This window comes from Candidatus Thiodiazotropha sp. LNASS1, from assembly GCF_964212655.1.
Classification (GTDB): Bacteria; Pseudomonadota; Gammaproteobacteria; order Chromatiales; family Chromatiaceae; genus Thiodiazotropha.
In genome coordinates, this window is record NZ_OZ156465.1 from 2,962,370 (window position 1) to 2,985,471 (window position 23,102).

Here is a 23,102-nt window from a genome sequence, read left to right on the forward strand (position 1 = left end):
ATCGGCTAAAATAGCCGATTCGCGATTAAAGAATTTTTGCTCCAGCACCGAATATGGAGACCCATGTTTTATACCAACAGTTATGATGTGATTGTAGTGGGCGGCGGGCATGCCGGTACCGAGGCGGCATTGGCTGCAGCGCGAATGGGTGCCCGGACTCTGCTGCTCAGTCACAACATCGAGACCCTGGGTCAGATGAGCTGTAATCCCGCCATTGGCGGTATCGGCAAGGGCCATCTGGTCAAGGAAGTGGATGCCTTGGGTGGAATTATGGCCCATGCGGCGGATCTCGGCGGGATTCAATTTCGCATCCTCAATTCTCGCAAAGGCGCGGCGGTGCGCGCCACCCGTGCCCAGGCAGATCGGGTGCGCTACAAGGCGGCTGTTCGGTATGCCCTGGAGAATCAAGCCAACCTGGAGATCTTTCAGCAGGCGGTGGATGATCTTCTGGTTGAGCAGGAACGGGTGACCGGTGTCGTCACCCAGATGGGGTTGAAGTTTCGCGCCGATGCAGTGGTTTTGACCGTGGGCACCTTTCTCGGTGGCCGAATCCATATCGGGATGTCCAACTATGAAGGTGGTCGAGCAGGCGATCCTCCCGCCAATGCACTTTCCCAGCGATTGCGAGAACTTCCTTTTCGTGTCGATCGCCTGAAGACCGGCACCCCGCCCCGAATCGATGGCCGCAGCATCGACTATTCACAGCTGCAGGCTCAGCCAGGCGATACACCCACACCCGTATTTTCATTTCTGGGGTCGCCCGAGCAGCACCCCCGGCAGGTCAGCTGCCATATCACCCACACCAATCGGGAAACCCATGAAATCATCCGTGGCGGTCTCTCCCGCTCACCCATGTATACCGGCGTCATCGAAGGTGTCGGGCCTCGCTACTGCCCCTCTATCGAGGACAAGATCGTACGTTTCGCGGATAAGGAATCGCACCAGATCTTCATTGAACCCGAGGGGCTGGATACCCATGAAGTCTATCCCAACGGTATCTCCACCAGTCTTCCGTTCGATATCCAGTACCGCCTGGTTCGTTCCATGAATGGGTTCGCGAAGGCGCATGTGACGCGGCCCGGTTATGCCATCGAGTATGATTTCTTCGACCCCCGCGACCTGCAGGCGACACTGCAGACAAAATATCTGCAAGGCCTCTTCTTTGCCGGTCAGATCAATGGCACCACCGGATATGAAGAGGCGGCGGCTCAGGGGCTGCTGGCCGGAGTTAATGCGGTGCTCTACTGCCGGGAACAACCCCCGTGGACACCGCGAAGGGATGAGGCCTATCTCGGGGTGATGGTGGACGACCTGATCACTCAGGGTACCCTGGAGCCGTATCGCATGTTTACCAGCCGAGCCGAGTACCGGCTGTTGTTGCGTGAGGATAATGCCGACCTGCGCCTGACCGAAACCGGCCGCCATCTCAGTCTGGTCGATGATCGTCGTTGGGAGGCATTCTGCCGCAAACGTGATGCCATCGAACGTGAGCAACAGCGCCTGAAGGGGATCTGGCTTACCCCCGGCGATGTCGAACCGGCTCAGGCGGAAGCCATCTTGGGGGGCGTGCTTTCCAAAGAGGCCTGTGCCATCAATCTGCTCGCCAGACCGAACGTAGCCTATCGGCAACTGATGGGCTTGGCCAAACTGGGCCCGGGCGAAACAGACCCGCAAGTCATCGAACAGCTCGAGGTGCAGGCAAAATATGCCGGTTATATCGATCGCCAGCGGGGCGAGATCGAGAAACAGCGCACCAATGAGGCGGTTTTACTGCCTGATGGACTCGATTATGCGACGGTACGCGGACTCTCTTCGGAGGTGATGGAGAAACTGCAGCGGTACCGGCCCCAAACCCTCGGGCAGGCAGGGCGTATTCCCGGTGTCACGCCTGCCGCTATCTCCCTGTTGTTGATTCATCTGAAAAAGCGGTCAGCCTGATGGTTGATGAGATGTATGATAGTGCTGCCTGCCGGCAACGACTCGTGGCGGGCGCCTCCGAGATGGGGCTGGATCTCGATGCGCGGCAACAAGCCCTGATGATGGAATTTCTGGCACTGCTGGTGAAATGGAACAGTGCTTATAATCTGACGGCGGTTCGTGAGCCCCTTGAGATGGTCGGACGACACCTGTTGGACAGTTTGGCACTCTTGCCTCACCTGAAACCCGGGCCCTGCCTCGACATGGGTACCGGTGCCGGCGTACCGGGGATACCCTTGGCGATTATGCGGCCCGATTCAGATTTCGTGCTGCTTGACAGTAACAGCAAAAAGATCCGTTTTGTGCGACAAGCCAAGCTGGAATTGGGATTGGTGAATGTCCAACCGGTGCATGCCAGGGTGGAGCAATATCAAGCCGACAGACCCTTTAAGACCCTGATTGCCAGGGCCTTTACCGCCTTACCGAATATGTTCGCACTGAGTGCCGGCCTGCACCAGCCGGGGGTAGAAATCCTGGCCATGAAAGGGAGTATTCCAGAGCAAGAGATCGCACAACTGCCGGCCCATGTGATGACTGATGTCATCCCACTGAGGGTTCCCTTCGAGGCGGGTGAACGCTGCCTGGTGCGGATCGGCCAAGTCGCCGGATTTCATGCAAAGTGACAGAAAGGGTACCACCTTCAACGGCACTACCGTTATGATAGGCAGTTCCTGTTATCGCGGAACCGAAATACGCCATGGGTTACATCATCTCAATCGCCAATCAAAAGGGCGGCGTCGGTAAGACCACGACCACCGTCAATCTGGCGGCCTCCCTCGCTGCCATGAAGAAACGGGTGTTGCTGGTGGACATGGATCCACAGGGCAATGCCAGTATGGGCAGTGGTATCGACAAACATAGCCTGGAGAACTCCTGTTGTGAACTGCTGCTGGGGGATTCGACCCTGCGTGAAGCGGTGCAACGGGCACCCGAGGCAAACTTCGATGTGCTGCCCTCCAATGCGGATCTTACGGCGGCGGAAGTCGGCTTGATGAACAGTTCGATGCGGGAAAAGCGGCTTAACATCGCGCTGGCACCCGCGAAGGCCAGCTATGATTATATCCTGATCGACTGTCCGCCATCCCTGAATATGCTGACCCTCAACGCCCTGGTGGCGGCGGATGGCGTACTGATTCCGATTCAGACCGAATACTATGCCCTGGAAGGCCTGACAGCACTGATGAATACGGTGGAACAGATACAGACCCATCTCAATCAGGATCTGCAGATAGAAGGTTTTCTGCGCACCATGCATGATCCACGAAACAATCTGGCGATCGATGTCTCCGGACAGTTGCTTTCCCATTTTAAGGATGCCGTGTTCAACACAATCATCCCGCGCAACGTGCGTGTTGCCGAGGCGCCTAGCCATGGCGTACCGGTGTTGCTGTATGACAAGAGCTCACGCGGCGCCACTGCATATCTGGCCCTGGCCAGTGAGTTGCTGAGACGGCATCGCATGCGCGATGTGCAAACCCAAACCGCCTGACGGACAGAGAGATATGGCGACAAAGAAAAGAGGATTGGGTCGCGGTCTCGATGCCCTGCTGGGGGGTGTGCAGGCCGAGGCCGAGAGCAAACAGACGACATCAACCAAACACGATAATCTGCATCGACTACCGGTGGATCTGATCCAGCGCGGTCGCTATCAGCCGAGACGGGAGTTCGATGCCGACAGCCTGCGCGAACTGGCAGACTCCATCGCCGCCCAGGGGGTGATCCAGCCGGTTGTGGTACGTCCGGTGGAGAATGAGCGCTACGAACTGATTGCCGGTGAGCGGCGCTGGCGCGCAGCCCAGCAGGCGGGCCTGGATGAGATCCCGGTGGTGATCAAGGAGGTCACCGAAGAGGGCGCCATGGCGATGGGTTTGATCGAAAATATCCAACGGGAGGATCTCAATCCCCTGGAAGAGGCGAATGCCTTGAGCCGCCTGCTGCTGGAGTTCGGACTGACCCATCAGGAGGTGGCGAAGGCCGTCGGCAAGTCACGTACAACCGTGACCAACCTTTTGCGCCTGTTGGAGCTCAACGAAGAGGTCAAGGCACTGGTTGAGAGCAGGCGCCTGGAGATGGGCCACGCTCGATGCCTGCTTGGACTGAAAGGAGAGGACCAGACCCGGGCGGCAAACCAGGTGGTGGCCAAGGGACTCTCAGTGCGTGAAACGGAGCGCCTGGTGCGCCGCTTACAGAATCAGGAGGAGAAGCCGAAACCCGCCCGCGCCACTCAGGTGATGGATCCCGATATTCGCCGCCTGGTCACTGATCTGTCGGAGAAGCTGGGGGCCAAAGTCGATCTGCAACAGGGGAGCAAGGGTAAGGGTAAACTGGTCATCGGCTATAACAGTCTCGATGAACTCGAAGGGATCCTCGATCATATAAAGTGAAGCAACGAAATTAGCCACAATACACAGCCACTGAATCGGTGACTTGATGATTGTGAGTTGTATCGGAAAGCCGTAAATAGACGCGAATGATTATTTAAGTCCGCAAATGAAAGCGAATAAGCACAAATATATCTATTTACTGGACAACACTCACCGTGTAGACGAGGTAGAGTGACCCCGAACAACGGCAGGCGCAACAACTTGGCAGCAACCCTACTTCAGGGAGTAGTAGTTGAAATTATCCTTGCCGACTTGATGAAAACCGGTGCGGCGCTGGATCTTTCCCGCAAGCAGATTGCCATCAATGGTATTGAGACGAGGCTTGAACGGATTGCCTGAATCGACCTTTTCTATGAGAAAATGGTGCTGGCGTGTGGCAACGGCACCGATGTCCGCCAGTTTGATGTTTTGTACGAACTGAGGGCTCCAGGTATTCAGTCCTATATTTCCTCTGGGCGCGCCGACAGCGATATCCCACCGGATAGTCTTTAGCCCGGCCTTTCGATAGCAGTAGACACAGAAAATACCGCACCAGCTTTTTTTCTTTCCGCCGACGAATGGCTGTGGACTCCAGGCCTTGCTGTGGGGATCCTTGAAGTTGGCATCCTGCAGGGTGACGTTCGCGGCCTCTTTGAAGATGGTCTTAACGATATCGATACCTTTCGGCCTACCGCCTATGAGCTGAGTGAAATCCACCTTTCCGACAAGTTTACCCGCTTCCGACAAAACCCTTTTTCGTATTTCCGCATGCTTGCCCTTATCAACGGGTGGAATACCCAACAGGTTCTTCAATAATGCGATCAGCTGTGCCCATGTGTTCGGCCCGACGATACCGTCGGCAACGAGTTGATTGTCGCGTTGAAACTGCTGGGTTCTGGCAGCTGATTTTGCACCGAAGATACCGTCTGTAACCAGTTCTGGTTTAGCGGATACGGCTTTGTTGAGATATTGCTGAACCCGAATGACGTCATCTCCTCTAGAGCCGTATTTTATTACTCGTGATAAAGTCGTTTCCATGGTCTTGCCCCAATCGCAATGATTTTGTATTGCATAAAGTATAGGGGTGAAATTTATACGTATTTGTTACTTATTTACATTGACTTTATGTGTATTCAACCGGTACTAAAAAGGATTCATCCGATTTAAATTCCATTTGGTTGTGTCATGTTATTCAATGTGGTCGAGAACAATTATGAAGTTTTCGGCACTTGCAGATTTTTATGACGATACTTACGAAGTCGGATACGAAATATTGTGGCAGGGTGTGCCCGACGGATGGATGTAGAGTGGTATCGCGTCGTCTATGCTTGGACCTGACACAGGATTAAGTAAACGACTGTGTTCAATACCGGAATAGGGAGAATGGAGTGATCGAGAGATTCAGGCTGGTTTCATTGTCGCTTGTGTTGTTTTTTTTGACAAATGCGGGGATGGCAAAAGATATCGACAACAATCCTCCGGGTCCGGTCGGTGGCCCCGGTACCAATTGGGAGAATCCCCCAGGACCTGAGGGTGGGCCGGGAGCCTCACCCGACCGGCGCTATCGCTATCGCACCAATCCACCCGGGCCGGTGGGAGGCCCGGGGTCAGGGTGGTATTACAAGCGGCCCTATCGCCACTACCGCTATGACAGGGATAACAATCCACCGGGACCGAAAGGCGGACCTGGGACCAATTGGGAAAACCCTCCGGGACCCAGGGGTGGTCCGGGCGTCTCTCCCAACCGCAGATATCGCTGAAACGGTCGATGGCCGATCCAATATAGAAAAGGGCCATACGGCCTGATAATCTCCGACCGATCCATATTCCGGGTTGGTGCGGTTGGTTATGGCCGAAAATTGATGTCTTATGAAAAAATTTATGCATCTATCCTTTGACCTTATATCAAAGACCCCTTATACTCCTCCCTCCTTGCTGGTTAGGCTCATATAAAGGGTACCGGGAAACCGGAATGCAGCTTACCGGAAACAGCCAGATCCGCACTATTGTAGCGCTCCAACTTGGAGCGGCGGTGGTGGTCGGTTTGATACTTCTGGCATTCGGTAAGACCTTTGCATTGTCAGGATTTATCGGTGGTCTGATTGCTGCAGTGGCGAATGGCTATTTTGCCCACAGATCCTTTACGCACTACCGCGCACAGGATCCGCAAAAAATAGCCGGCCGCATGTTTGGTGCCGAAATCCAGAAGTTGATCATCACGGGATTGATGTTCGGATTGGCAATTGTCACCATCACTCCGCTGAGTATTGGTGCATTATTGGGCAGTTATCTGTTCGTGCAGGTAGCGGTTCCGCTGATTGTATTGGTTATTGAAGATAGACAGCATTCATAGGTTTTTAAGTATGGCTGGCGACACGCTCACCTCCAGTGGATATATCAAACACCATTTGACCAACCTGACCTTCGGTAAATACCCGGATGGTAGTTGGGGTATGGCGCATTCTGCTGCTGAAGCCAAGGAGATGGGCTTCTGGGCGATCCACGTGGATACCATGTTCTGGTCCATCAGCCTCGGAATACTGTTTCTCTATTTCTTCAGCAAGGCCGCCAAGCAGGCCACTGTCGGGGTTCCCAACGGTCTGCAGAATTTCGTCGAATGGCTGGTCGATTTCATCGATGACAGCGTGCGTGGTTCCTTTTCCGCCCGCAACGCCCTGGTGGCGCCCCTGGCGCTGACCATCTTTGTCTGGATATTCCTGCAGAACCTGATGGATCTGGTGCCGGTGGACGTGATCCCGGAACTCGCCAAGCTGCTGGGTATCCACTACATGAAGGTTGTGCCTTCGACCGATCCCAATGCCACCTTCGGTATGGCTATTGGGGTTTTCATTCTGGTTCTTTTCTACAGCATCAAGATCAAGGGCATCGGCGGGTTCGCCGGTGAGCTGACCCTGCAGCCCTTCTCATCCAACAATGTCCTGGTCAACATACTTTTCATTCCGGTCAACTTCATTCTTGAGTTTGTCAGTCTGATCGCGAAACCCATCTCACTCGCCCTGCGTCTGTTCGGTAACATGTACGCGGGTGAAATGATCTTTATTCTGATCGCCATCATGTACAATGCCGGGCTGATTCTCGGTTTGTTCGGTGGCGTGCTCCAGCTCGGCTGGGCGATTTTCCATATCCTGATCATCACGTTGCAGGCGTTCATCTTTATGACCCTGACCATCGTCTATCTGGATATGGCGCATCACGAACACTGATTTAACCTTTAACTATCTAGTTCATTAAACGGGAGACCAATAATGGAACAAGCACTGCTGTACATTGCCGGCGCGATCATGATGGGGCTGGGCGCCCTGGGTGCCGCGGTAGGCATCGGCGTACTGGGTGGCCGCTTTCTTGAAGGCGCCGCACGTCAGCCTGAACTCATTCCTATGCTGCGTACCCAGTTCTTCATCGTCATGGGCCTGGTCGACGCCGTGCCCATGATCGCCGTGGGTCTGGCCATGTACGTACTGTTCGCTGTCGCCTGATCCGGGCCATTGAGCGAACTCTCTATCATCTCGTCCAACGAGAGGTAATTCCGGGATGAACATCAATCTGACGCTTATAGGTCAGCTGCTCGCTTTTGCGGTGTTCGTGTGGTTCACGATGAAGTATATCTGGACCCCGATCATGGGTGCGCTGGAGACCCGCAAAAAAGAGATAGCCGATGGCCTGGCCGCCGCCGAGCGCGGGCAGCACGAACAGGAGCTTGCGAAAGAGCGGGCCAAGGATGTTCTGCACGAAGCCAAATCGCAGGCAGCTGAGATCGTGGCTCAGGCGCAGAAACGGGCAGCTGAAATTGTCGATGAGTCAAAGGACACCGCACGCACAGAAGGCGAGCGTATCCTGACCGCTGCGCAGGCAGAGATCGAGCAGGAGTCGAACCGCGCTCGTGAACACCTGCGTGAAAAGATCGGCGAACTGGCCGTGGTCGGTGCTGAGAAGATCCTTAGAAAGGAGATCAACGCAGCGGCGCACAAAGATATCGTCAACGAGCTGGCACAAGAGATTTAAGGCGGAATCATGGCAGGTGAAGCAACCACTATTGCCCGACCCTACGCCGAAGCGGTGTTTGCGCGCGCTGAAGAGAGCGGCAAGCTCGACGTCTGGTCCGATATGCTGAGCTTTCTTACCTCGGTGGTGGAGAGCCAGGAGATGGCCCCGATCGTCGGTAATCCGCTGATCGAGCAGGACGCCCTGGTGTCACTGCTGCTGGAGATCGCGGGCGACAAGGTCGACGAAGAGGGCGGCAATCTGATCAAGGTGTTGGTCGAGAACGGCCGACTCACTGTGCTGCCGGAGATCGATGCACTCTTTGAAGAGCTGAAAGCGGACAAAGAGCGTGTCAGCAAAGTACATGTCACCTCCGCCTTCGCCCTCGATGCGGCGCAGGAAAAACTCATTGCCGAAGCCTTAAAGGCCAAGTTGGGACGCAACGTCACCATCACCAGTGAAAAAGACCCCGAGCTGATCGGCGGTATTCACATCCGTGCGGGCGACATGGTTATCGACGGCTCCGTCCGTGGACAACTGCAGCAACTGGCGAACGAATTGGGAATCTAAGCGAGAAGCCATCATGCAACTCAATCCATCCGAGATCAGTGACCTGATCAAAAGCAAGATCGAAAAATTCGATCTTAAGACCGAGGCCCGAAACGAGGGTACGATCATCAGTCTGACCGACGGCATTGCCCGAATCCACGGTCTCGAGGACGCCATGTCCTACGAGATGCTGGAGTTTCCCGGGAATACCTACGGTCTGGCACTCAACCTGGAGCGCGATTCAGTCGGCGCCGTGGTATTGGGTGACTACAAGCACCTGAGTGAAGGCGATGCCGTTCAATGTACCGGCCGCGTACTCGAGGTGCCGGTGGGCGAAGCTCTGCTGGGCCGCGTGGTCGACTCGCTGGGCAACCCCCTGGACGGCAAGGGCGACATCACCGCCGATGAGACCTCTCCCATCGAGAAAGTCGCGCCGGGCGTTATCGAGCGTAAGTCGGTTGACCAACCGGTGCAGACCGGCCTCAAAGCGATCGACGCCATGGTGCCGATCGGCCGTGGCCAGCGTGAGCTGATCATCGGTGACCGTCAGACCGGTAAGTCGGCTGTGGCCATCGACACCATCATCAATCAGAAAGGCACCGGCATCAAATGTATCTACGTCGCCGTCGGCCAGAAGAACTCCACCATCGCCCAGGTGGTGCGTAAGCTGGAAGAGCACGGCGCTATGGAGCACACCATCATAGTGGCGGCGCCCGCGGCGGATTCCGCGGCCATGCAGTTCCTGGCCCCCTACTCCGGCTGCACCATGGGCGAGTACTTCCGCGACAAGGGCGAAGATGCGCTGATCATCTACGACGATCTGACCAAGCAGGCCTGGGCCTATCGTCAGGTCTCCCTGCTGCTGCGACGTCCGCCTGGCCGTGAAGCCTATCCCGGTGATGTCTTCTACCTCCACTCCCGTCTACTCGAGCGCGCCGCGCGCGTCAACGCCGACTATGTGGAGAAGATGACTGAAGGCAAGGTGAAAGGCCAGACCGGTTCACTGACCGCCCTGCCGATCATCGAGACCCAGGCGGGTGACGTGTCGGCCTTCGTACCGACCAACGTTATCTCGATTACCGACGGTCAGATCTTCCTCGAGGCGGATCTGTTCAACGCCGGTATCCGCCCAGCGATCAACGCCGGTCTTTCAGTCTCCCGTGTGGGTGGTGCCGCGCAGACCAAGATCATCAAGAAGCTGGGCGGCGGTGTGCGTCTGGCCCTGGCCCAGTATCGTGAGTTGGCGGCCTTCTCCCAGTTCGCTTCCGATCTGGACGAGGCGACCCGCAAACAGCTGGAGCGCGGTGAGCGTGTTACCGAGCTGATGAAGCAGGCCCAGTATTCGCCGCTCTCCATTGCCGGCATGGCGGTCTCGCTGTTTGCCGCCAATGAGGGTTATCTGGACGATGTCGATGCCAGCAAAGTGGTCGACTTCGAGGCCTCGTTGCACGGCTACATGAAGAGCAGCCAGAAGGAGCTGATGGACAAGATGAACGAGACCGGTGACTACAACACCGAGATCGAGCAGGCGCTGCACGATGCGTTGAAGGACTTCAAGGCCAACCATACCTGGTAAGCCGAGTACGTAACACGAGATAAGGTTCAGAGTTATGGCAGGCGCAAAAGAGATACGCACACAGATTGCCAGTATCAAGAATACGAGCAAGATCACCAAGGCGATGGAGATGGTGGCGGCCTCGAAGATGCGTAAGGCGCAGAACCGGATGGCGGCCACGCGGCCCTATGCGGATAAGATGCGCAACGTCATCGGGCATCTGTTTCATGCGCATCCAGAGTATAAGCACACCTTCATGATCGAGCGTGAGGTTAAACGGGTTGGGTATATCATCGTTTCCTCCGATCGAGGGCTCTGCGGTGGTTTGAACAATAATCTGTTTCGCAAGCTGGTCAAGGATATGAGGGTCCATAGGGACAGCGGTACAGAGGTCGATTTCTGCACTATCGGCAACAAGGCGCTGGGGTTTTTCGGCCGTTTCGGCGGTAATGTGGTCAGTCAGGCGACCCATCTGGGGGACACGCCCCACATCGAGGATCTGATCGGCACGGTCAAGGTGATGCTGGATGCCTATGCCGAGGGCAAGATCGATCGTATCTACATCGCCTACAACCACTTCGTCAACACCATGACCCAGAGTCCTACTGTCGAACAGCTGGTGCCCATAGCCTCCACCATGGAGGAAGAGTTGAGGCACCACTGGGACTACATCTACGAGCCGGATTCGAAAGATGTACTCGACAACCTGCTGAGCCGTTATGTGGAGTCCCTGGTCTACCAGTCCGTGGTGGAAAACGGTGCCAGTGAGCAGTCTGCACGAATGGTGGCGATGAAGGCGGCCTCGGACAATGCGGGTGAGCTGATCGACGAGCTGCAGCTGATCTACAACAAGGCGCGCCAGGCCGCGATTACCCAGGAGATCTCGGAGATCGTCGGCGGTGCGGCGGCTGTCTGATGACAGCCTGGAAAAAGAATTAGTTTTTATTATTTTGAGAGTCGCCTGGAGCGGCAAGAGGAACCAGAAATGAGTTCGGGCAAAGTGGTTGAAATCATCGGCGCTGTGGTGGACGTACAGTTCGCACGCGGTGAGATGCCGAAGGTCTACGAGGCACTCAAGATTGAAGATGCGGGCCTCACACTGGAAGTCCAGCAGCAGCTGGGCGACGGGGTGGTGAGAACCATCGCCATGGGATCGACCGATGGACTGAAGCGCGGTGTCACCGTGGAGTCCACCGGCGACCCGATCAGTATCCCGGTCGGTCAGGGTACTCTGGGCCGTATCATGGACGTACTCGGCAATCCGGTGGACGAGGCCGGCGAGGTCAAGGCCGACAAGCTGATGCCGATCCACCGTCTGCCGCCAAAGCTGGAAGATCAGGCGGCCACCACCGAGATCCTCGAAACCGGCATCAAGGTAATCGACCTGATCATGCCCATCGTCAAGGGCGGTAAGATCGGTCTGTTCGGCGGCGCCGGCGTGGGCAAGACCGTTACCCTGATGGAGTTGATTCGTAACATCGCGGTGGAACACTCCGGTTTCTCCGTATTCGCCGGTGTGGGTGAGCGTACCCGTGAGGGCAACGACTTCTACCACGAGATGCAGGAAGGCGGGGTACTCGACAAAGTGGCCCTGGTCTACGGTCAGATGAACGAGCCCCCGGGCAACCGTCTGCGTGTGGCCCTGACCGGTCTGACCATCGCCGAGAATTTCCGTGACGAAGGCCGTGACGTACTGATGTTCGTGGACAACATCTATCGTTACACCCTGGCCGGTACCGAGGTATCCGCCCTGTTGGGCCGTATGCCCTCCGCGGTGGGTTATCAGCCGACCCTGGCCGAGGAGATGGGTGCGTTGCAGGAACGTATCACCTCTACCAAGACCGGCTCCATCACCTCCTTTCAGGCGGTCTACGTACCGGCAGACGACCTGACCGATCCCTCGCCCGCGACCACCTTCGCGCATCTGGATGCGACGCTGGTGCTCTCCCGTCAGATCGCCGAGCTGGGTATCTATCCGGCGGTGGATCCTCTCGATTCCACCTCCCGTATTCTCGATCCCAATGTGGTGGGCCAGGAGCACTACAGCGTGGCCCGCGCCGTGCAGGGCACCCTGCAGCGCTACAAGGAGCTGAAGGACATCATCGCCATCCTCGGTATGGACGAACTCTCCGAAGAGGACAAACTGGTGGTGCAGCGTGCACGTAAGATACAGCGCTTCCTGTCTCAGCCCTTTTTCGTGGCCGAGGTCTTCACCGGCACCCCCGGCAAGTATGTCTCGCTGAAAGACACTATCGCCAGCTTCAAGGCAATCGTCGAAGGTGAATACGATCATCTGCCGGAGCAGGCCTTCTATATGGTCGGTGGTATCGACGAAGCCGTCGAACGCGGTGGCAAGGCCTGATCGGCTGGGAGTAGAATAGATGGCCATGACAATCCATGTGGACATCGTCAGCGCCGAGGGCGAGATCTTCAGCGGTCTCGCTGAGATGGTATACGCCCCTGCGGTAATGGGTGAGGTGGGAATCGCTCCCCGCCACACGCCGCTGGTGACTCAACTGAAACCAGGTGAGATTCGGGTCGACACCGGGAATAATCAGGAGATGCAGCACTTTTATGTCTCCGGCGGTATTCTCGAGGTTCAGCCCCATGTGGTTACCGTACTCGCCGATACGGCGATTCGTGCCACAGACCTCGACGAGGCGGCCGCCCAGGAGGCCAAGCGCCGTGCCGAAGATGCCATGGCGAACCGAACCTCCGAGTTCGAATACGCCAAGGCACAGGCTGAACTGGTGGAGGCAGCAGCACAGTTGCGAGCCATCGAGCGCATCCGCAAGGGTAAGGGCGCCTGATTATCCCATCCTAAAATAATAGGGCCTGACTCGTCAGGCCCCACGCCATACCGCTATGTCCAAAGAAATCATCCAGAACGGAAAATTCGTCTCCCTCACCTACTCCATTGCCGATCCGGATGGCAATACCCTGGAGCAGAGCGATCTTCCGGTCAGCTATATCCATGGCGGCGAAACCGAACTGATTGGCGGTATGGATCGCGCGGTAGCCGGTAAGTGCCAGGGTGATGAAGTCACTCTTACCATCCCCTCCAGTGATGCCTTCGGTGAGTATGATCCGGACCTGACCTTCACCGATGAAATCGATAATGTGCCCCCGCAATTTCGTCAGTTGGGTGCAGAAGTACAGATGCAGAATGAGGCCGGCGAGGTAAAAAGTTTCTACGTCACCAAGATCGAGAATGGTAAGTTGACGGTTGACGGCAACCACCCTCTCGCAGGCAAGACACTGGTGGTTAAGGTCAAGATTCTCGAGGTTAGGGAGGCGACCAAGGAAGATGCCATGTCAGTGGGTTTGCCGGGCCAATCCCATACACTGAATTGACACCTCCATACTTTCATCTCCCCGCAAGCGTATAAAGCTTACTCTGATCCGGCGTGTGATTTTTTTACCTGGAAGCTGGTACTGCCGAATGGTATTAAGCTATCCTCGGGATTGGTTACAGCATTGAGGTGAGTTGATGGATCTGGGGGCACTGATTTTGGCTGCGGGCGAAGGTACGCGAATGCGTTCCAGGCTTCCCAAGGTTCTGCACCAGTTGGCCGGCAAGGCGCTGCTCGGTCATGTGATCGATACGGCACGCTCGGTCAATCCTGATGAGATCACTATTGTCTATGGCCACGGGGGTGAGTTGGTGCCTACTCAGCTCTCCGCCCAGGATCTGACATGGGTGGAACAGACCGAACGCCTCGGTACCGGCCATGCGGTGATGCAGGCGTTGCCTTCCCTGCGAAAAGTCGACCAGGTGCTGATTCTGTACGGTGATGTACCCTTGATCAGCAGTTCGACACTGACCGGTCTGCTGAGTTGCTTGAGACTGAGCGACCTGGCGCTGCTGACGGTCGATCTACCCGATCCCACTGGATATGGGCGGATCGTGCGTGACGGTATGGACCGGATCATCCGCATCGTCGAACAGAAGGACGCCAGTCAACGCGAGCAGGAGATTACCGAGATCAATACGGGGATCCTGGCGGTAAAACGGGAGAGACTCGAGAAGTGGCTTGCACAACTCGATAACAACAATGCGCAAAAAGAGTACTATCTGACCGACATCATCGCCATGGCGGTTGAGGACGGGGTCAATATCCAGGCGGTCCATCCGGACAGTGAAGAGGAGGTCATGGGGGTCAATGACCGCAAACAACTGGCCTATCTCGAACGTTACCATCAACGCCAGTTGGCCGAGTGCTTGATGCACAACGGCGCCACCCTGGCGGATCCCTCGCGCATCGACATTCGCGGTCGCCTGACCACCGGACAGGACGTTTTCCTTGATTGCAATGTCATCATCGAGGGTAACGTCAGCCTTGCGGACGGGGTCAGGGTCGGTCCGAACGTGGTGCTGAAAGATTGTTCAATCGGCGAGGGGACGGAGATCTTTGCCAACAGTGTATTGGAAGCCGCCGAGATCGGCAGCGAATGCCGTATTGGCCCCTTTGCCCGGATTCGGCCGGAGAGCAGTCTGGCCGATCATGTCCATATCGGTAATTTCGTCGAGATAAAGAAGAGCCTGGTGGCAGATGGAAGTAAAATAAATCACCTCAGCTACGTCGGTGACAGCGAGATCGGTGAACAGGTCAATATCGGCGCCGGCACCATCACCTGCAATTACGATGGCGCCAACAAGCACAAAACGGTCATCGGTGATCGCGCCTTCATCGGTTCGGACACCCAGTTGATCGCGCCGGTGGTGGTCGGTGAGGGTGCGACCATCGGTGCCGGTTCAACCATCAGCAAAGACGCACCATCGGAACAGCTGACCCTGACACGGGCAAAACAGATCAGCATCGATGGCTGGCAGAGACCGGTCAAGAAGCCGAAAGCGTAACATCCAGGGGGAGTTAGAGCATGTGTGGCATTGTCGGTGGAATCGCACAACGGGATGTTGTTCCCATCCTGATGGAGGGTCTGAAACGCCTTGAATATCGGGGTTATGACTCGGCCGGTGTTGCGGTATTGGATGAGCGTCAGCACATTCAGCGAATTCGTTCCGTAGGCAAGGTCGCCGCGCTCAAGGACCTGATCGATGGCGCCGCACTTTCAAGCAGTCTGGGTATCGCCCATACCCGTTGGGCTACACACGGTATGCCGGCGGAGCGCAACGCCCACCCTCATATGAGCGGCGAGCGGGTGGCGATCGTACACAACGGTATTATCGAAAACTATGCCGATCTGCGTCAGGACTTGAGTACCAAGGGTTTTACTTTTACCTCTGAGACCGATACCGAGGTCATCGCCCATCTGCTGGCGGATGTGCTGGCATCGGAACCCGATTTCATCAAAGCCATACGAAAGGCGAGCAGTAAACTGGTCGGTGCCTATGCGCTGGCTGTTGTCAGCCCGGATGATCCCGATCAGATGGTGGTCATCAGGGCTGGCAGTCCTTTGGTCATCGGGCTTGGTGTGGGAGAGAACTTTATCGCTTCGGATGTGTTTGCCCTGTTGCCGGTAACACAGCGTTTTATCTTCCTGGATGAGGGCGACCTGGCTCATGTCTCGAGGGATGAGGTGAAGATTTTCGATGACCAGGGCCGTCAGGTAGAGCGTGAGGTCCGCACCTCTCGGGTTTCCGCATCGAGCGCGGAAAAGGGACCCTACCGGCACTATATGCTGAAAGAGATCTTCGAACAGCCGGCAGTGATCGCAGAGACCCTGGAGGGACGGATTCATAAGGGCAAGTTGCTCGAAGATTCATTCGGTTTCGAAGCGAAACAGCTCCTGGACAAGACCCAAAACGTACACATCATCGCCTGTGGCACCAGTTACCACGCCGGCCTGGTTGCACGCTATTGGCTGGAAGAGGTCGGCGTTCACTGTAGCGTCGAGGTGGCGAGCGAGTTTCGCTATCGGCAGGTGGTGGTGCCCGACAACACCCTGTTTGTCACGATCTCCCAATCGGGCGAGACCGCGGATACCCTGGCCGCGTTGCGTGGCGCCGAGACCCAGGGCTATCTGGGAAGCCTGACCATCTGCAACGTACCCGAAAGCTCGCTGGTGCGGGAATCCAATGTGGCCCTGATGACCCGGGCAGGTCCTGAGATCGGTGTGGCATCCACCAAGGCCTTCACCACCCAGCTGGTAGCTCTGAGATTGCTGGTCCTTGCCTTGGCAAAGCGCCGCGGCATGAGCACCGAGAGAGAGCGCGAGCTGGTAGAGGAACTGCATGCACTGCCACGTCAGGTTGAAGTGATCCTGGAGCTGAACGACGCCATCAAAGAGATGGCGAATGCCTTTGCGGAAAAGAACCACGCCCTGTTTCTCGGCAGAGGCAGCTTCTACCCAATCGCCATGGAGGGTGCGTTGAAACTGAAAGAGATCTCCTACATCCACGCCGAGGCCTACCCTGCCGGCGAACTCAAACACGGCCCCCTGGCGCTGGTCGATGCTGAGATGCCGGTGATCTGCGCGTTACCCGACGATCCGCTTTTAGAAAAAGTCATATCGAATCTGCAGGAGGTACGCGCCCGTGGCGGTGAACTGTTCCTGTTCAGCGATCAGAAGGTAAAGATCGGCCTGGACCGATACCAGAACCTGACCCTATCCGACATCTATCCTTCCACGGCGCCGATCGTCTATACCGTTCCGTTGCAGTTGCTTTCCTATCATGTTGCCATATTGAAGGGGACCGATGTGGATCAGCCGCGGAATCTGGCGAAATCGGTGACGGTAGAGTAGGTGATGTAGATGGATGTAACTGTTGAACGGGAACAAAGTCCGTCACGGTAACCTGCGAGTAGCATGTTGCGGGTGACGGTTAGGTTATTTGCCTCAGGCCAGTATCTTCATCAATTGTCATTCGACGCACGGTGTCTGCCACATCTCTATACATTGGTCCGTATTACCGCAAAGTGGAAGTTTTTATTTGACCGATTGTCTTATATAGTTCCCTATACCTAGTAGGCACCTGTTACTATGGTGAAAATGATGGATGCGAATGGAGAGGCTAACTTAGTAGACTCTCGATTCATCAAGGGATGTATTATATGGAGTATGATATGAGGACATTTCTCTTTTCTTTTTTTCTATTCTTTCTCCTTCCTGGTTGCGGCGGTGGCAGTGGCGGCGGCGCGGGTGATACTACTCCGGATATAACTACTGTTCCCTTTAACCAGCAGGCTAAAGTCAATTTCTCATCGGTAGGAAATTATTTAGTTGCCATTCGGCTGGATATTGCCCGCACCTTGATCATAGATGTGGTTGATTTCTTTACTTATAACACACTCACCTATCAGACTGGCGATGTCGATATTATCATAGATAACCCATGCGGAGGCTCGGTTCAGATTTCCGGTTCTCTCGATGAAGCGCTTTCGTCAGGATTGCTTACCCTAGATTTTTCGAATTACCAAGATTGTTCATCTCACTCTACATTAACTTTCACCGGCTCAATCGATCTGTCTATTTACAATACGGAAACCTATACGGGTAGCGGGAATATCACCATACCCTCTGGGTTTCTTTTTTCGACAAGTAACTTACAAATTACTTTAGGATCAGAGTCTGTAATAATGGATGGAACGATTGAATTCTATCATGATACTAGCGACCCAGAGTTCAACTGGCAGAATACCACAAAGAATTTCACCCTTTCTAATTCAACGGGCTCAGGTACTTTTACAAATTACATCCAAAAAGATTACACGCATAAGGGGGATCTTTACTTTTCGAAATATTATTACGGATCCAGCTATTCCGGCAGAATATATGACTCTGATTTTGGTTATGTAGACGTAACAACCGTCAACGCGGTTGCCACCTGTAATAGTATGAGCGATATCTGCCCTCTGGATCCGACAGAAGATGGAAGAATCAAGTTGAGCGGCGACTATAGTTCGGCTTTGATCCAGTTAGGCTCGGGTCTTGATACTATAAGTATGGACGCTAATGGAGATGGCTATTACGAAGAAGTCTTGGATTGTGATTACTATCGTTGCTATTAGCTCTTAAAAGAAAGTAAACAATACTGTACAAACAGCTCTGTCTCGTGTAGTTAGCCACCGAAGTGGAGAGCCTTGCTGATCATTTCGATCATCTATTACACAACGCGGAATGCGAGTGTTGTGGCAGGTTATCGATAGCAGCGAAACCAAAGTGCGTATTTTGCGATGTTGAGATTTTCGATTCGTATTTTCACTTCGTCGATCAATCGGTGGATTAAGAATTTATAACCATAAGCTCCAGTGGAAATGGGGTAAAACCTGTATTGGAACTCTGAGGTGTTGATTTGCATTCATTACTGGGCCGGTAGTTGCACTGAATATTACCCCAGCCTGAGTTGAATAAGTATCTGAATAAAGTGAATCTAGTTATCAATACATAGGATCTGTAATCCAATGTGAATCAATTAGTAAAGGATCAATATCATATGCTAATCAATATGCGTCCCTGAATCCCGCTCAGGGACGCATATTAAATCCGGCTCAAGCCCGGGTTGACTCACGGCCACTGCCAAAGCACGGTGCTAGCCGGGTAAAGCATATGATCAATACGGCAAGCAAGATCGCTGCGCCGATCACCAATAACAACCAGCCCAGCATCACATCGCATCGGGCCAGAATCAGCCATATCAACACAATGGTGACCAGTAAAGCGATAAGGAACGGCAGCGTGGCAGACTTAATGCCACAAAGCAAACGTGCCAACCACAACAAAGTGGCAATCACAGCAACCGCCAAGACCAACAATATCCAGCAACACCATAGCGGACCACCACAGAGTGTTGGCGGTACATCGACTGTACCAGTCGGTGCTGCCGCACCCTCGCGACAGTCGTCTTCCTCCAAGACCACCTCAGTCTCCCAACGTCCCGGTTCAGCGACACTGAGGGTGTCAACGTAACAACCATGCTCATCGGTTGTTACATAGTGGACTTGGGTGGTGCCGTCCGGTGCAGTGTACACCACCGCCACCTGAGTGTTGGGCAAGGCAGGATCCGTACAGCCCTGGGTATGTATGACGCACTCTTGGATATACACTGGTCTGTACGTCAAAGCTTCGGTACTCTTCGGATCGGCTTGTCCGCACACCAGTCGTGATTCCGCCGTGATGCTGGCCGGATTCTTGAGACCGACCTGAAGCGTGATGGCGCCTAGTTGTTTCAAGGTGTCGACCCGTGGTGTGTAGGCAGCTACGGTAATCGCTTCGTTTGAGCACAATGGTGCTGTCTCATGAGGTTGCAATGTGATCTGTGCGCTGCCGATGCCATTTGCCGGTATAGTCAGACGCTCGGGCGTCACAATGTAACTCCAACTCGACGGTAGTCCATCGAGCTTGAAGATCACCGTAATCGTCTCGGTATAGGGGTTTTCGACCTCGAAGCGCGTCGTTACCGGCTCGAATGGACTGCCCCTCGTGGTAGTGAACTGACTGATGTTCTCCTGGGTCCAGTTGTTAGCCAAATCTACGTCATTGGCCACACCTTCCACCGACAACCTGACACATGAGTGGATATCGCCCACGGGGTACCAATCAGCGCTGATCAGATGGTAGGCGGTATCATCGGTGTCTGTGCCCTGCAGTAGCGGTACGTTCTCAATTCTCAACGAGCGCCACGGGCCCCCCGCCCCCAAAGGCTCACGAATCTCGAGATGGACCTCGAAGTTGGTCGCATCCGCGTGACCCTGGTTACGCACCCGGCCATAGACTTTATTCAGCTCACCGACCACAGGCTGTTCGTCTGTATCGATAACCGCTAAAGGATCGGCTTCAAAGTTACCACCGACATCGGGTGCATCGACACAAACATCTTCACTCTTCCAGCGCTCATTTATGTCCGAGACGTAGACGTCGTTTTCTGTCGGCGGCAGCGCATAGTTGAGTCGGATCTGTGCTTCATTGGCATCCATCGATGTCACTTCGATGTTGACCCCGGAGCCGATGTCGTCAAAGAGGTTGCGCGGTGCGTTGATGGTAAACGGTGCATCATCCAGGTTACCCGCCGTCACATCCGACTCCTGCACGATCACCGGCCCCTCGCCCTGATTGATATGCTCGTTGGCTTTGGTGATCACCACGCCGGCATCGGGCAGATCCGTGTCCAAGTTGCTCTGCCGCCGATACTCGGCCGTGTAGTACGGCCGGTCGCCGACCTCGATTGCCACCAGCTTGACCGTATCGCTATCGGCATCCGTCGCACTGATGGTGTAGTCACTGTCGACAATCGGTGTCGCAACTGTCGGCTTGGTGACCCGAGTGAGGGTCTTACCGGTCGCATCACCCGTCTCATCCAACCAACCCACACGCCACTTCTCCCAACCGAGTACGTGTATAGCATTGTCCTTGTCGCTCATATGGCTCCACGGTCCGACGAAGGGTCGCGTCACCGTTACTTCGGGGTAGGCGAACAGGTCAATAAAGAATAGATAAGACACCCAATCAAAAAAGATCAATAACATCTCAGTAATAAGAACAGACCAAATAATATTCGTTGTTGCTGAGTGACGACCAATCGTTAGAAATAGTGGGAAAAAAGCCGGTAATCGGGTTAAAGATAGAAATTCTATAGGGGAATGGCCAGCCACAGACATATCAACACCTCAGCCTGCGCTGATCCATGGCCTGCTGGGGTTTTTACGATTTCGCTAGGCGAGCAACTGTAACACTGCACCCAGGTTCGGCGTTCGCTGATACTCAAGTTTTCGACAAACCGCTTTCAACATATAACTGGCACCGACCAGTCCTTTGAAGCGGCTTTCAAAATGCTGTGTCATGTAGAGCCAATACTTGGGTTCGATTTGTAAACGTTCAAGAATAGGTGGCTGATGCGCGGGTATATAACCATGCTTATTTTTCAGGATGGCGTGGGCTGTCCAGTCGAGCAGTTCGAGATAGTCTTTGAGTCGAAATGGCAGCCCCTTGGGCATATCCTGACGCGGGTAGCCAGCAAAAGGTAGCAGACCGGTGGGTGAATCGGATTCGCCTGCTTGAGTAGGGTTGTGTTTGAAGTGATGAGATCGTTCCTTGATGGACGTATATGTAGAATTGCATGCTAAATTGACCCATATTTCAAAGTATTTGCATCGAATACCTGGTCCATAGTTTTCTTACATGTTAACGAGCTTCACAGAGAGATTATGGGTCACTATTCAATGCAAATCCCGGGTCTAATTTAAGTGCAAATCAACAAGCTAGTGGATTTTTGTGACGGACTTTACAGTGAATATAGGTGTATCAATAATCAACCTGATTACTCATGAAGCTCAGCTATTGAGCCTGTGGTGCAAGCATAATGGAACCTACTGAATAAAAGAGGATTTCATCATGCCGAGAAATACCATTCAATTTCAAAAAGGCCTTGGTTTGCACGATTTTCTTGAACAATACGGGACCGAGGATCAGTGTCGTCAGGCATTGTATGATCTGCGCTGGCCGACGGGCTATGTCTGCCCTGAGTGCGGCAACACAACAGGCTGTGAACTCAAAAAGCGTCAGATATATCAATGTCACAAGTGCCATCATCAGACTTCCCTGACCGCCGGCAGCATCTTCCATGGCACCAAGCTGCCGCTGAGAACGTGGTTTCTTGCGATCTATCTGTTGACCCAACGCAAGAAAAGTATCTCGGCGCTGCAACTTTCCCGCAAAATCGGGGTGAACTACAACACTGCCTGGCGACTCAAGCATAAGTTGATGCAGGTGATGATGGAACGTGAGCGTGGAAAAAAACTGGCCGGTCGCATCGAATTGGATGATGCTTATCTGGGAGGCGAGCAAGCCGGTAAGCGTGGTCGTGGATCGCGCAACAAAATCCCTTTCGTGGCTGCTGTTGAGACGACGCGGGACGGCAGGCCCATGAAGATTTCTTAATGGGACATCCGCCTGTAGCAGATTAAGCGACCCAGTTGCATCTTCATCTTTGGTTGTAAGTCCCCAGCCGGTAACAAGCAGATTCGTACCATCAGCAAGCCCGTCATCAAATTGAATTGACGCTGTGTTGATCGGCCGTTTACTTGAAGGCGTTGCAAGTTGCAGCAGTGCGATATCGTGATCACCACCATATTCAGAATGTATATGGATATAACTGATATCATGTACTTCACCATTACTGCGATCGGTCAGGCTGGTTCCCCCGATATAGGCTTGAATGTCACCGGCGGATTCGGATTCAACACAATGCGCAGCTGTTAGCACCCATCGTTCTGCAATCAGGCTGCCACCGCAGAACTGTTCATTGTCAGTTTTGTTTATCAACGCAGTCATCCATGGGAATGTATCAGCCTGTGCGGGCTTTCCACCAATAATGCGGTGATTAATTAAACCTTTCCGTTTGCCGTAATCAGCGGTTGCATGATTGATGCTGATGGCAGACAGAGCGATCATGAGAAATAGGATTTTTATAAATTTCATTGTATGCCCCAATTTGAATATTGGAGTCTGTATTGAATTATTTAGGCATGTATCTATCTATTCACTTAATGTATCTTTCTGTATCAATCTGTTCTGGAAGTCGTTGAGATCAGGGATTGATGGGACAGATTCCATATACTGCCGACAAACGCCAGGACGTCTGTCGGAATACAGAGCGGGAATTGAGTAGGGTTGTTTATAGGAGTGATGATGGACTTGGCCAGTCCCTTCAGCCTCCATCACTCCTTATCTGTCGACCGATTTTTCATGTAGTAGAC

Annotated in this window: 21 protein-coding genes and 2 pseudogenes; 19 read left to right on the plus strand and 4 right to left on the minus strand. The window is 54.2% G+C overall.

Features of this window, described 5'->3' with window-relative positions:
* Positions 1 to 63: 63 nt before the first annotated feature.
* The 4 genes from mnmG to AB8516_RS13015 all read left to right on the plus strand — a co-directional run bounded on the left by mnmG (position 64) and on the right by AB8516_RS13015 (position 4,361).
* The gene (gene mnmG, locus AB8516_RS13000) at positions 64 to 1,938 is read left to right on the plus strand and encodes a tRNA uridine-5-carboxymethylaminomethyl(34) synthesis enzyme MnmG (protein ID WP_369161242.1); all 1,875 of its coding nucleotides are present in this window, start codon (positions 64 to 66) and stop codon (positions 1,936 to 1,938) included.
* Between the two features lie 11 nt (positions 1,939 to 1,949).
* Positions 1,950 to 2,600, plus strand: a complete 651-nt coding sequence (rsmG, locus tag AB8516_RS13005; RefSeq protein WP_369161244.1) for a 16S rRNA (guanine(527)-N(7))-methyltransferase RsmG — start codon at positions 1,950 to 1,952, stop codon at positions 2,598 to 2,600.
* A 74-nt stretch (positions 2,601 to 2,674) separates the two neighbouring features.
* Complete coding sequence (locus AB8516_RS13010; RefSeq protein WP_369161246.1) at positions 2,675 to 3,466, plus strand: ParA family protein; 792 nt, start codon at positions 2,675 to 2,677, stop codon at positions 3,464 to 3,466.
* Positions 3,467 to 3,479: 13 nt separating this feature from the next.
* Positions 3,480 to 4,361, plus strand: a complete 882-nt coding sequence (locus AB8516_RS13015) for a ParB/RepB/Spo0J family partition protein (RefSeq protein WP_369161248.1) — start codon at positions 3,480 to 3,482, stop codon at positions 4,359 to 4,361.
* A 213-nt stretch (positions 4,362 to 4,574) separates the two neighbouring features.
* Here the strand turns inward: AB8516_RS13015 and AB8516_RS13020 are convergent, their stop codons facing one another.
* Entirely contained in the window at positions 4,575 to 5,378 is an 804-nt protein-coding gene (locus AB8516_RS13020) for a peptidoglycan-binding protein (protein WP_369161250.1), read from the minus strand.
* 350 nt (positions 5,379 to 5,728) lie between these two features.
* On the opposite strand from AB8516_RS13020, the gene AB8516_RS13025 reads away from it, so the two are divergent.
* The 14 genes from AB8516_RS13025 to AB8516_RS13090 all read left to right on the plus strand — a co-directional run bounded on the left by AB8516_RS13025 (position 5,729) and on the right by AB8516_RS13090 (position 18,419).
* Positions 5,729 to 6,100 carry a hypothetical protein gene (locus AB8516_RS13025; RefSeq protein ID WP_369161252.1) on the plus strand — a complete coding sequence of 124 codons (372 nt, stop codon included), beginning with the start codon at positions 5,729 to 5,731 and terminating at the stop codon, positions 6,098 to 6,100.
* Between the two features lie 212 nt (positions 6,101 to 6,312).
* Positions 6,313 to 6,693 (plus strand): ATP synthase subunit I, encoded by a 381-nt coding sequence (locus AB8516_RS13030; RefSeq protein WP_369161254.1) that lies wholly within the window; start codon positions 6,313 to 6,315, stop codon positions 6,691 to 6,693.
* Between the two features lie 10 nt (positions 6,694 to 6,703).
* A complete protein-coding gene (gene atpB / locus AB8516_RS13035) occupies positions 6,704 to 7,564 on the plus strand; it encodes a F0F1 ATP synthase subunit A (protein WP_369161256.1) in 861 nt (286 codons plus the stop codon).
* A 42-nt stretch (positions 7,565 to 7,606) separates the two neighbouring features.
* Positions 7,607 to 7,837, plus strand: a complete 231-nt coding sequence (gene atpE / locus AB8516_RS13040) for a F0F1 ATP synthase subunit C (RefSeq protein WP_068994713.1) — start codon at positions 7,607 to 7,609, stop codon at positions 7,835 to 7,837.
* Between the two features lie 55 nt (positions 7,838 to 7,892).
* Positions 7,893 to 8,363: a F0F1 ATP synthase subunit B gene (locus tag AB8516_RS13045; RefSeq protein WP_108293791.1), complete on the plus strand. Its 471-nt coding sequence runs from the start codon at positions 7,893 to 7,895 to the stop codon at positions 8,361 to 8,363.
* Positions 8,364 to 8,372: 9 nt separating this feature from the next.
* Positions 8,373 to 8,912 (plus strand): F0F1 ATP synthase subunit delta, encoded by a 540-nt coding sequence (locus AB8516_RS13050; RefSeq protein ID WP_369161259.1) that lies wholly within the window; start codon positions 8,373 to 8,375, stop codon positions 8,910 to 8,912.
* Positions 8,913 to 8,925: 13 nt separating this feature from the next.
* On the plus strand, positions 8,926 to 10,467 hold the full coding sequence (gene atpA, locus AB8516_RS13055) for a F0F1 ATP synthase subunit alpha (protein ID WP_108293795.1): 1,542 nt from the start codon (positions 8,926 to 8,928) through the stop codon (positions 10,465 to 10,467).
* Between the two features lie 34 nt (positions 10,468 to 10,501).
* Positions 10,502 to 11,362, plus strand: a complete 861-nt coding sequence (gene atpG / locus AB8516_RS13060) for a F0F1 ATP synthase subunit gamma (protein ID WP_108293797.1) — start codon at positions 10,502 to 10,504, stop codon at positions 11,360 to 11,362.
* 69 nt (positions 11,363 to 11,431) lie between these two features.
* Positions 11,432 to 12,808 carry a F0F1 ATP synthase subunit beta gene (gene atpD / locus AB8516_RS13065; protein ID WP_369161262.1) on the plus strand — a complete coding sequence of 459 codons (1,377 nt, stop codon included), beginning with the start codon at positions 11,432 to 11,434 and terminating at the stop codon, positions 12,806 to 12,808.
* A 19-nt stretch (positions 12,809 to 12,827) separates the two neighbouring features.
* Positions 12,828 to 13,256 carry a F0F1 ATP synthase subunit epsilon gene (locus tag AB8516_RS13070; RefSeq protein WP_108293799.1) on the plus strand — a complete coding sequence of 143 codons (429 nt, stop codon included), beginning with the start codon at positions 12,828 to 12,830 and terminating at the stop codon, positions 13,254 to 13,256.
* Between the two features lie 55 nt (positions 13,257 to 13,311).
* The gene (locus tag AB8516_RS13075) at positions 13,312 to 13,800 is read left to right on the plus strand and encodes a peptidylprolyl isomerase (RefSeq protein ID WP_108293801.1); all 489 of its coding nucleotides are present in this window, start codon (positions 13,312 to 13,314) and stop codon (positions 13,798 to 13,800) included.
* Positions 13,801 to 13,936: 136 nt separating this feature from the next.
* Positions 13,937 to 15,307, plus strand: coding sequence for a bifunctional UDP-N-acetylglucosamine diphosphorylase/glucosamine-1-phosphate N-acetyltransferase GlmU (gene glmU / locus AB8516_RS13080; protein ID WP_369161265.1), 1,371 nt, complete (start codon positions 13,937 to 13,939; stop codon positions 15,305 to 15,307).
* 20 nt (positions 15,308 to 15,327) lie between these two features.
* The gene (glmS, locus tag AB8516_RS13085) at positions 15,328 to 17,154 is read left to right on the plus strand and encodes a glutamine--fructose-6-phosphate transaminase (isomerizing) (protein ID WP_369161267.1); all 1,827 of its coding nucleotides are present in this window, start codon (positions 15,328 to 15,330) and stop codon (positions 17,152 to 17,154) included.
* A 320-nt stretch (positions 17,155 to 17,474) separates the two neighbouring features.
* Positions 17,475 to 18,419, plus strand: a complete 945-nt coding sequence (locus AB8516_RS13090; RefSeq protein WP_369161269.1) for a hypothetical protein — start codon at positions 17,475 to 17,477, stop codon at positions 18,417 to 18,419.
* Positions 18,420 to 18,899: 480 nt separating this feature from the next.
* On the opposite strand, the gene AB8516_RS13095 is transcribed toward AB8516_RS13090, so the two are convergent.
* Both AB8516_RS13095 and AB8516_RS13100 read right to left on the minus strand, forming a co-directional pair.
* Complete coding sequence (locus tag AB8516_RS13095; protein WP_369161271.1) at positions 18,900 to 20,768, minus strand: hypothetical protein; 1,869 nt, start codon at positions 20,766 to 20,768, stop codon at positions 18,900 to 18,902.
* A gap of 291 nt (positions 20,769 to 21,059) precedes the next feature.
* Positions 21,060 to 21,341: a hypothetical protein gene (locus AB8516_RS13100; protein ID WP_369161273.1), complete on the minus strand. Its 282-nt coding sequence runs from the start codon at positions 21,339 to 21,341 to the stop codon at positions 21,060 to 21,062.
* 397 nt (positions 21,342 to 21,738) lie between these two features.
* Here AB8516_RS13100 and AB8516_RS13105 point away from each other — a divergent pair.
* Positions 21,739 to 22,278: pseudogene (locus tag AB8516_RS13105) on the plus strand (IS1595 family transposase); the annotation flags it as partial.
* A gap of 15 nt (positions 22,279 to 22,293) precedes the next feature.
* Here the strand turns inward: AB8516_RS13105 and AB8516_RS13110 are convergent.
* Positions 22,294 to 22,824: pseudogene (locus AB8516_RS13110) on the minus strand (trypsin-like serine protease); the annotation flags it as partial.
* Positions 22,825 to 23,102: the final 278 nt, after the last annotated feature.

What these genes read in the sequence shown, in the direction of transcription:
- mnmG (WP_369161242.1), top strand. Translation starts at nt 64, where the DNA reads ATGTTTTATACCAACAGTTATGATGTGATTGTAGTGGGCGGCGGGCAT.
- rsmG (WP_369161244.1), top strand. Translation starts at nt 1,950, where the DNA reads ATGTATGATAGTGCTGCCTGCCGGCAACGACTCGTGGCGGGCGCCTCC.
- AB8516_RS13010 (WP_369161246.1), top strand. Translation starts at nt 2,675, where the DNA reads ATGGGTTACATCATCTCAATCGCCAATCAAAAGGGCGGCGTCGGTAAG.
- AB8516_RS13015 (WP_369161248.1), top strand. Translation starts at nt 3,480, where the DNA reads ATGGCGACAAAGAAAAGAGGATTGGGTCGCGGTCTCGATGCCCTGCTG.
- AB8516_RS13020 (WP_369161250.1), bottom strand. Translation starts at nt 5,378, where the DNA reads ATGGAAACGACTTTATCACGAGTAATAAAATACGGCTCTAGAGGAGAT.
- AB8516_RS13030 (WP_369161254.1), top strand. Translation starts at nt 6,313, where the DNA reads ATGCAGCTTACCGGAAACAGCCAGATCCGCACTATTGTAGCGCTCCAA.
- atpB (WP_369161256.1), top strand. Translation starts at nt 6,704, where the DNA reads ATGGCTGGCGACACGCTCACCTCCAGTGGATATATCAAACACCATTTG.
- atpE (WP_068994713.1), top strand. Translation starts at nt 7,607, where the DNA reads ATGGAACAAGCACTGCTGTACATTGCCGGCGCGATCATGATGGGGCTG.
- AB8516_RS13045 (WP_108293791.1), top strand. Translation starts at nt 7,893, where the DNA reads ATGAACATCAATCTGACGCTTATAGGTCAGCTGCTCGCTTTTGCGGTG.
- AB8516_RS13050 (WP_369161259.1), top strand. Translation starts at nt 8,373, where the DNA reads ATGGCAGGTGAAGCAACCACTATTGCCCGACCCTACGCCGAAGCGGTG.
- atpA (WP_108293795.1), top strand. Translation starts at nt 8,926, where the DNA reads ATGCAACTCAATCCATCCGAGATCAGTGACCTGATCAAAAGCAAGATC.
- atpG (WP_108293797.1), top strand. Translation starts at nt 10,502, where the DNA reads ATGGCAGGCGCAAAAGAGATACGCACACAGATTGCCAGTATCAAGAAT.
- atpD (WP_369161262.1), top strand. Translation starts at nt 11,432, where the DNA reads ATGAGTTCGGGCAAAGTGGTTGAAATCATCGGCGCTGTGGTGGACGTA.
- AB8516_RS13070 (WP_108293799.1), top strand. Translation starts at nt 12,828, where the DNA reads ATGGCCATGACAATCCATGTGGACATCGTCAGCGCCGAGGGCGAGATC.
- AB8516_RS13075 (WP_108293801.1), top strand. Translation starts at nt 13,312, where the DNA reads ATGTCCAAAGAAATCATCCAGAACGGAAAATTCGTCTCCCTCACCTAC.
- glmU (WP_369161265.1), top strand. Translation starts at nt 13,937, where the DNA reads ATGGATCTGGGGGCACTGATTTTGGCTGCGGGCGAAGGTACGCGAATG.
- glmS (WP_369161267.1), top strand. Translation starts at nt 15,328, where the DNA reads ATGTGTGGCATTGTCGGTGGAATCGCACAACGGGATGTTGTTCCCATC.
- AB8516_RS13090 (WP_369161269.1), top strand. Translation starts at nt 17,475, where the DNA reads ATGAGGACATTTCTCTTTTCTTTTTTTCTATTCTTTCTCCTTCCTGGT.
- AB8516_RS13095 (WP_369161271.1), bottom strand. Translation starts at nt 20,768, where the DNA reads ATGAGCGACAAGGACAATGCTATACACGTACTCGGTTGGGAGAAGTGG.
- AB8516_RS13100 (WP_369161273.1), bottom strand. Translation starts at nt 21,341, where the DNA reads ATGCCCAAGGGGCTGCCATTTCGACTCAAAGACTATCTCGAACTGCTC.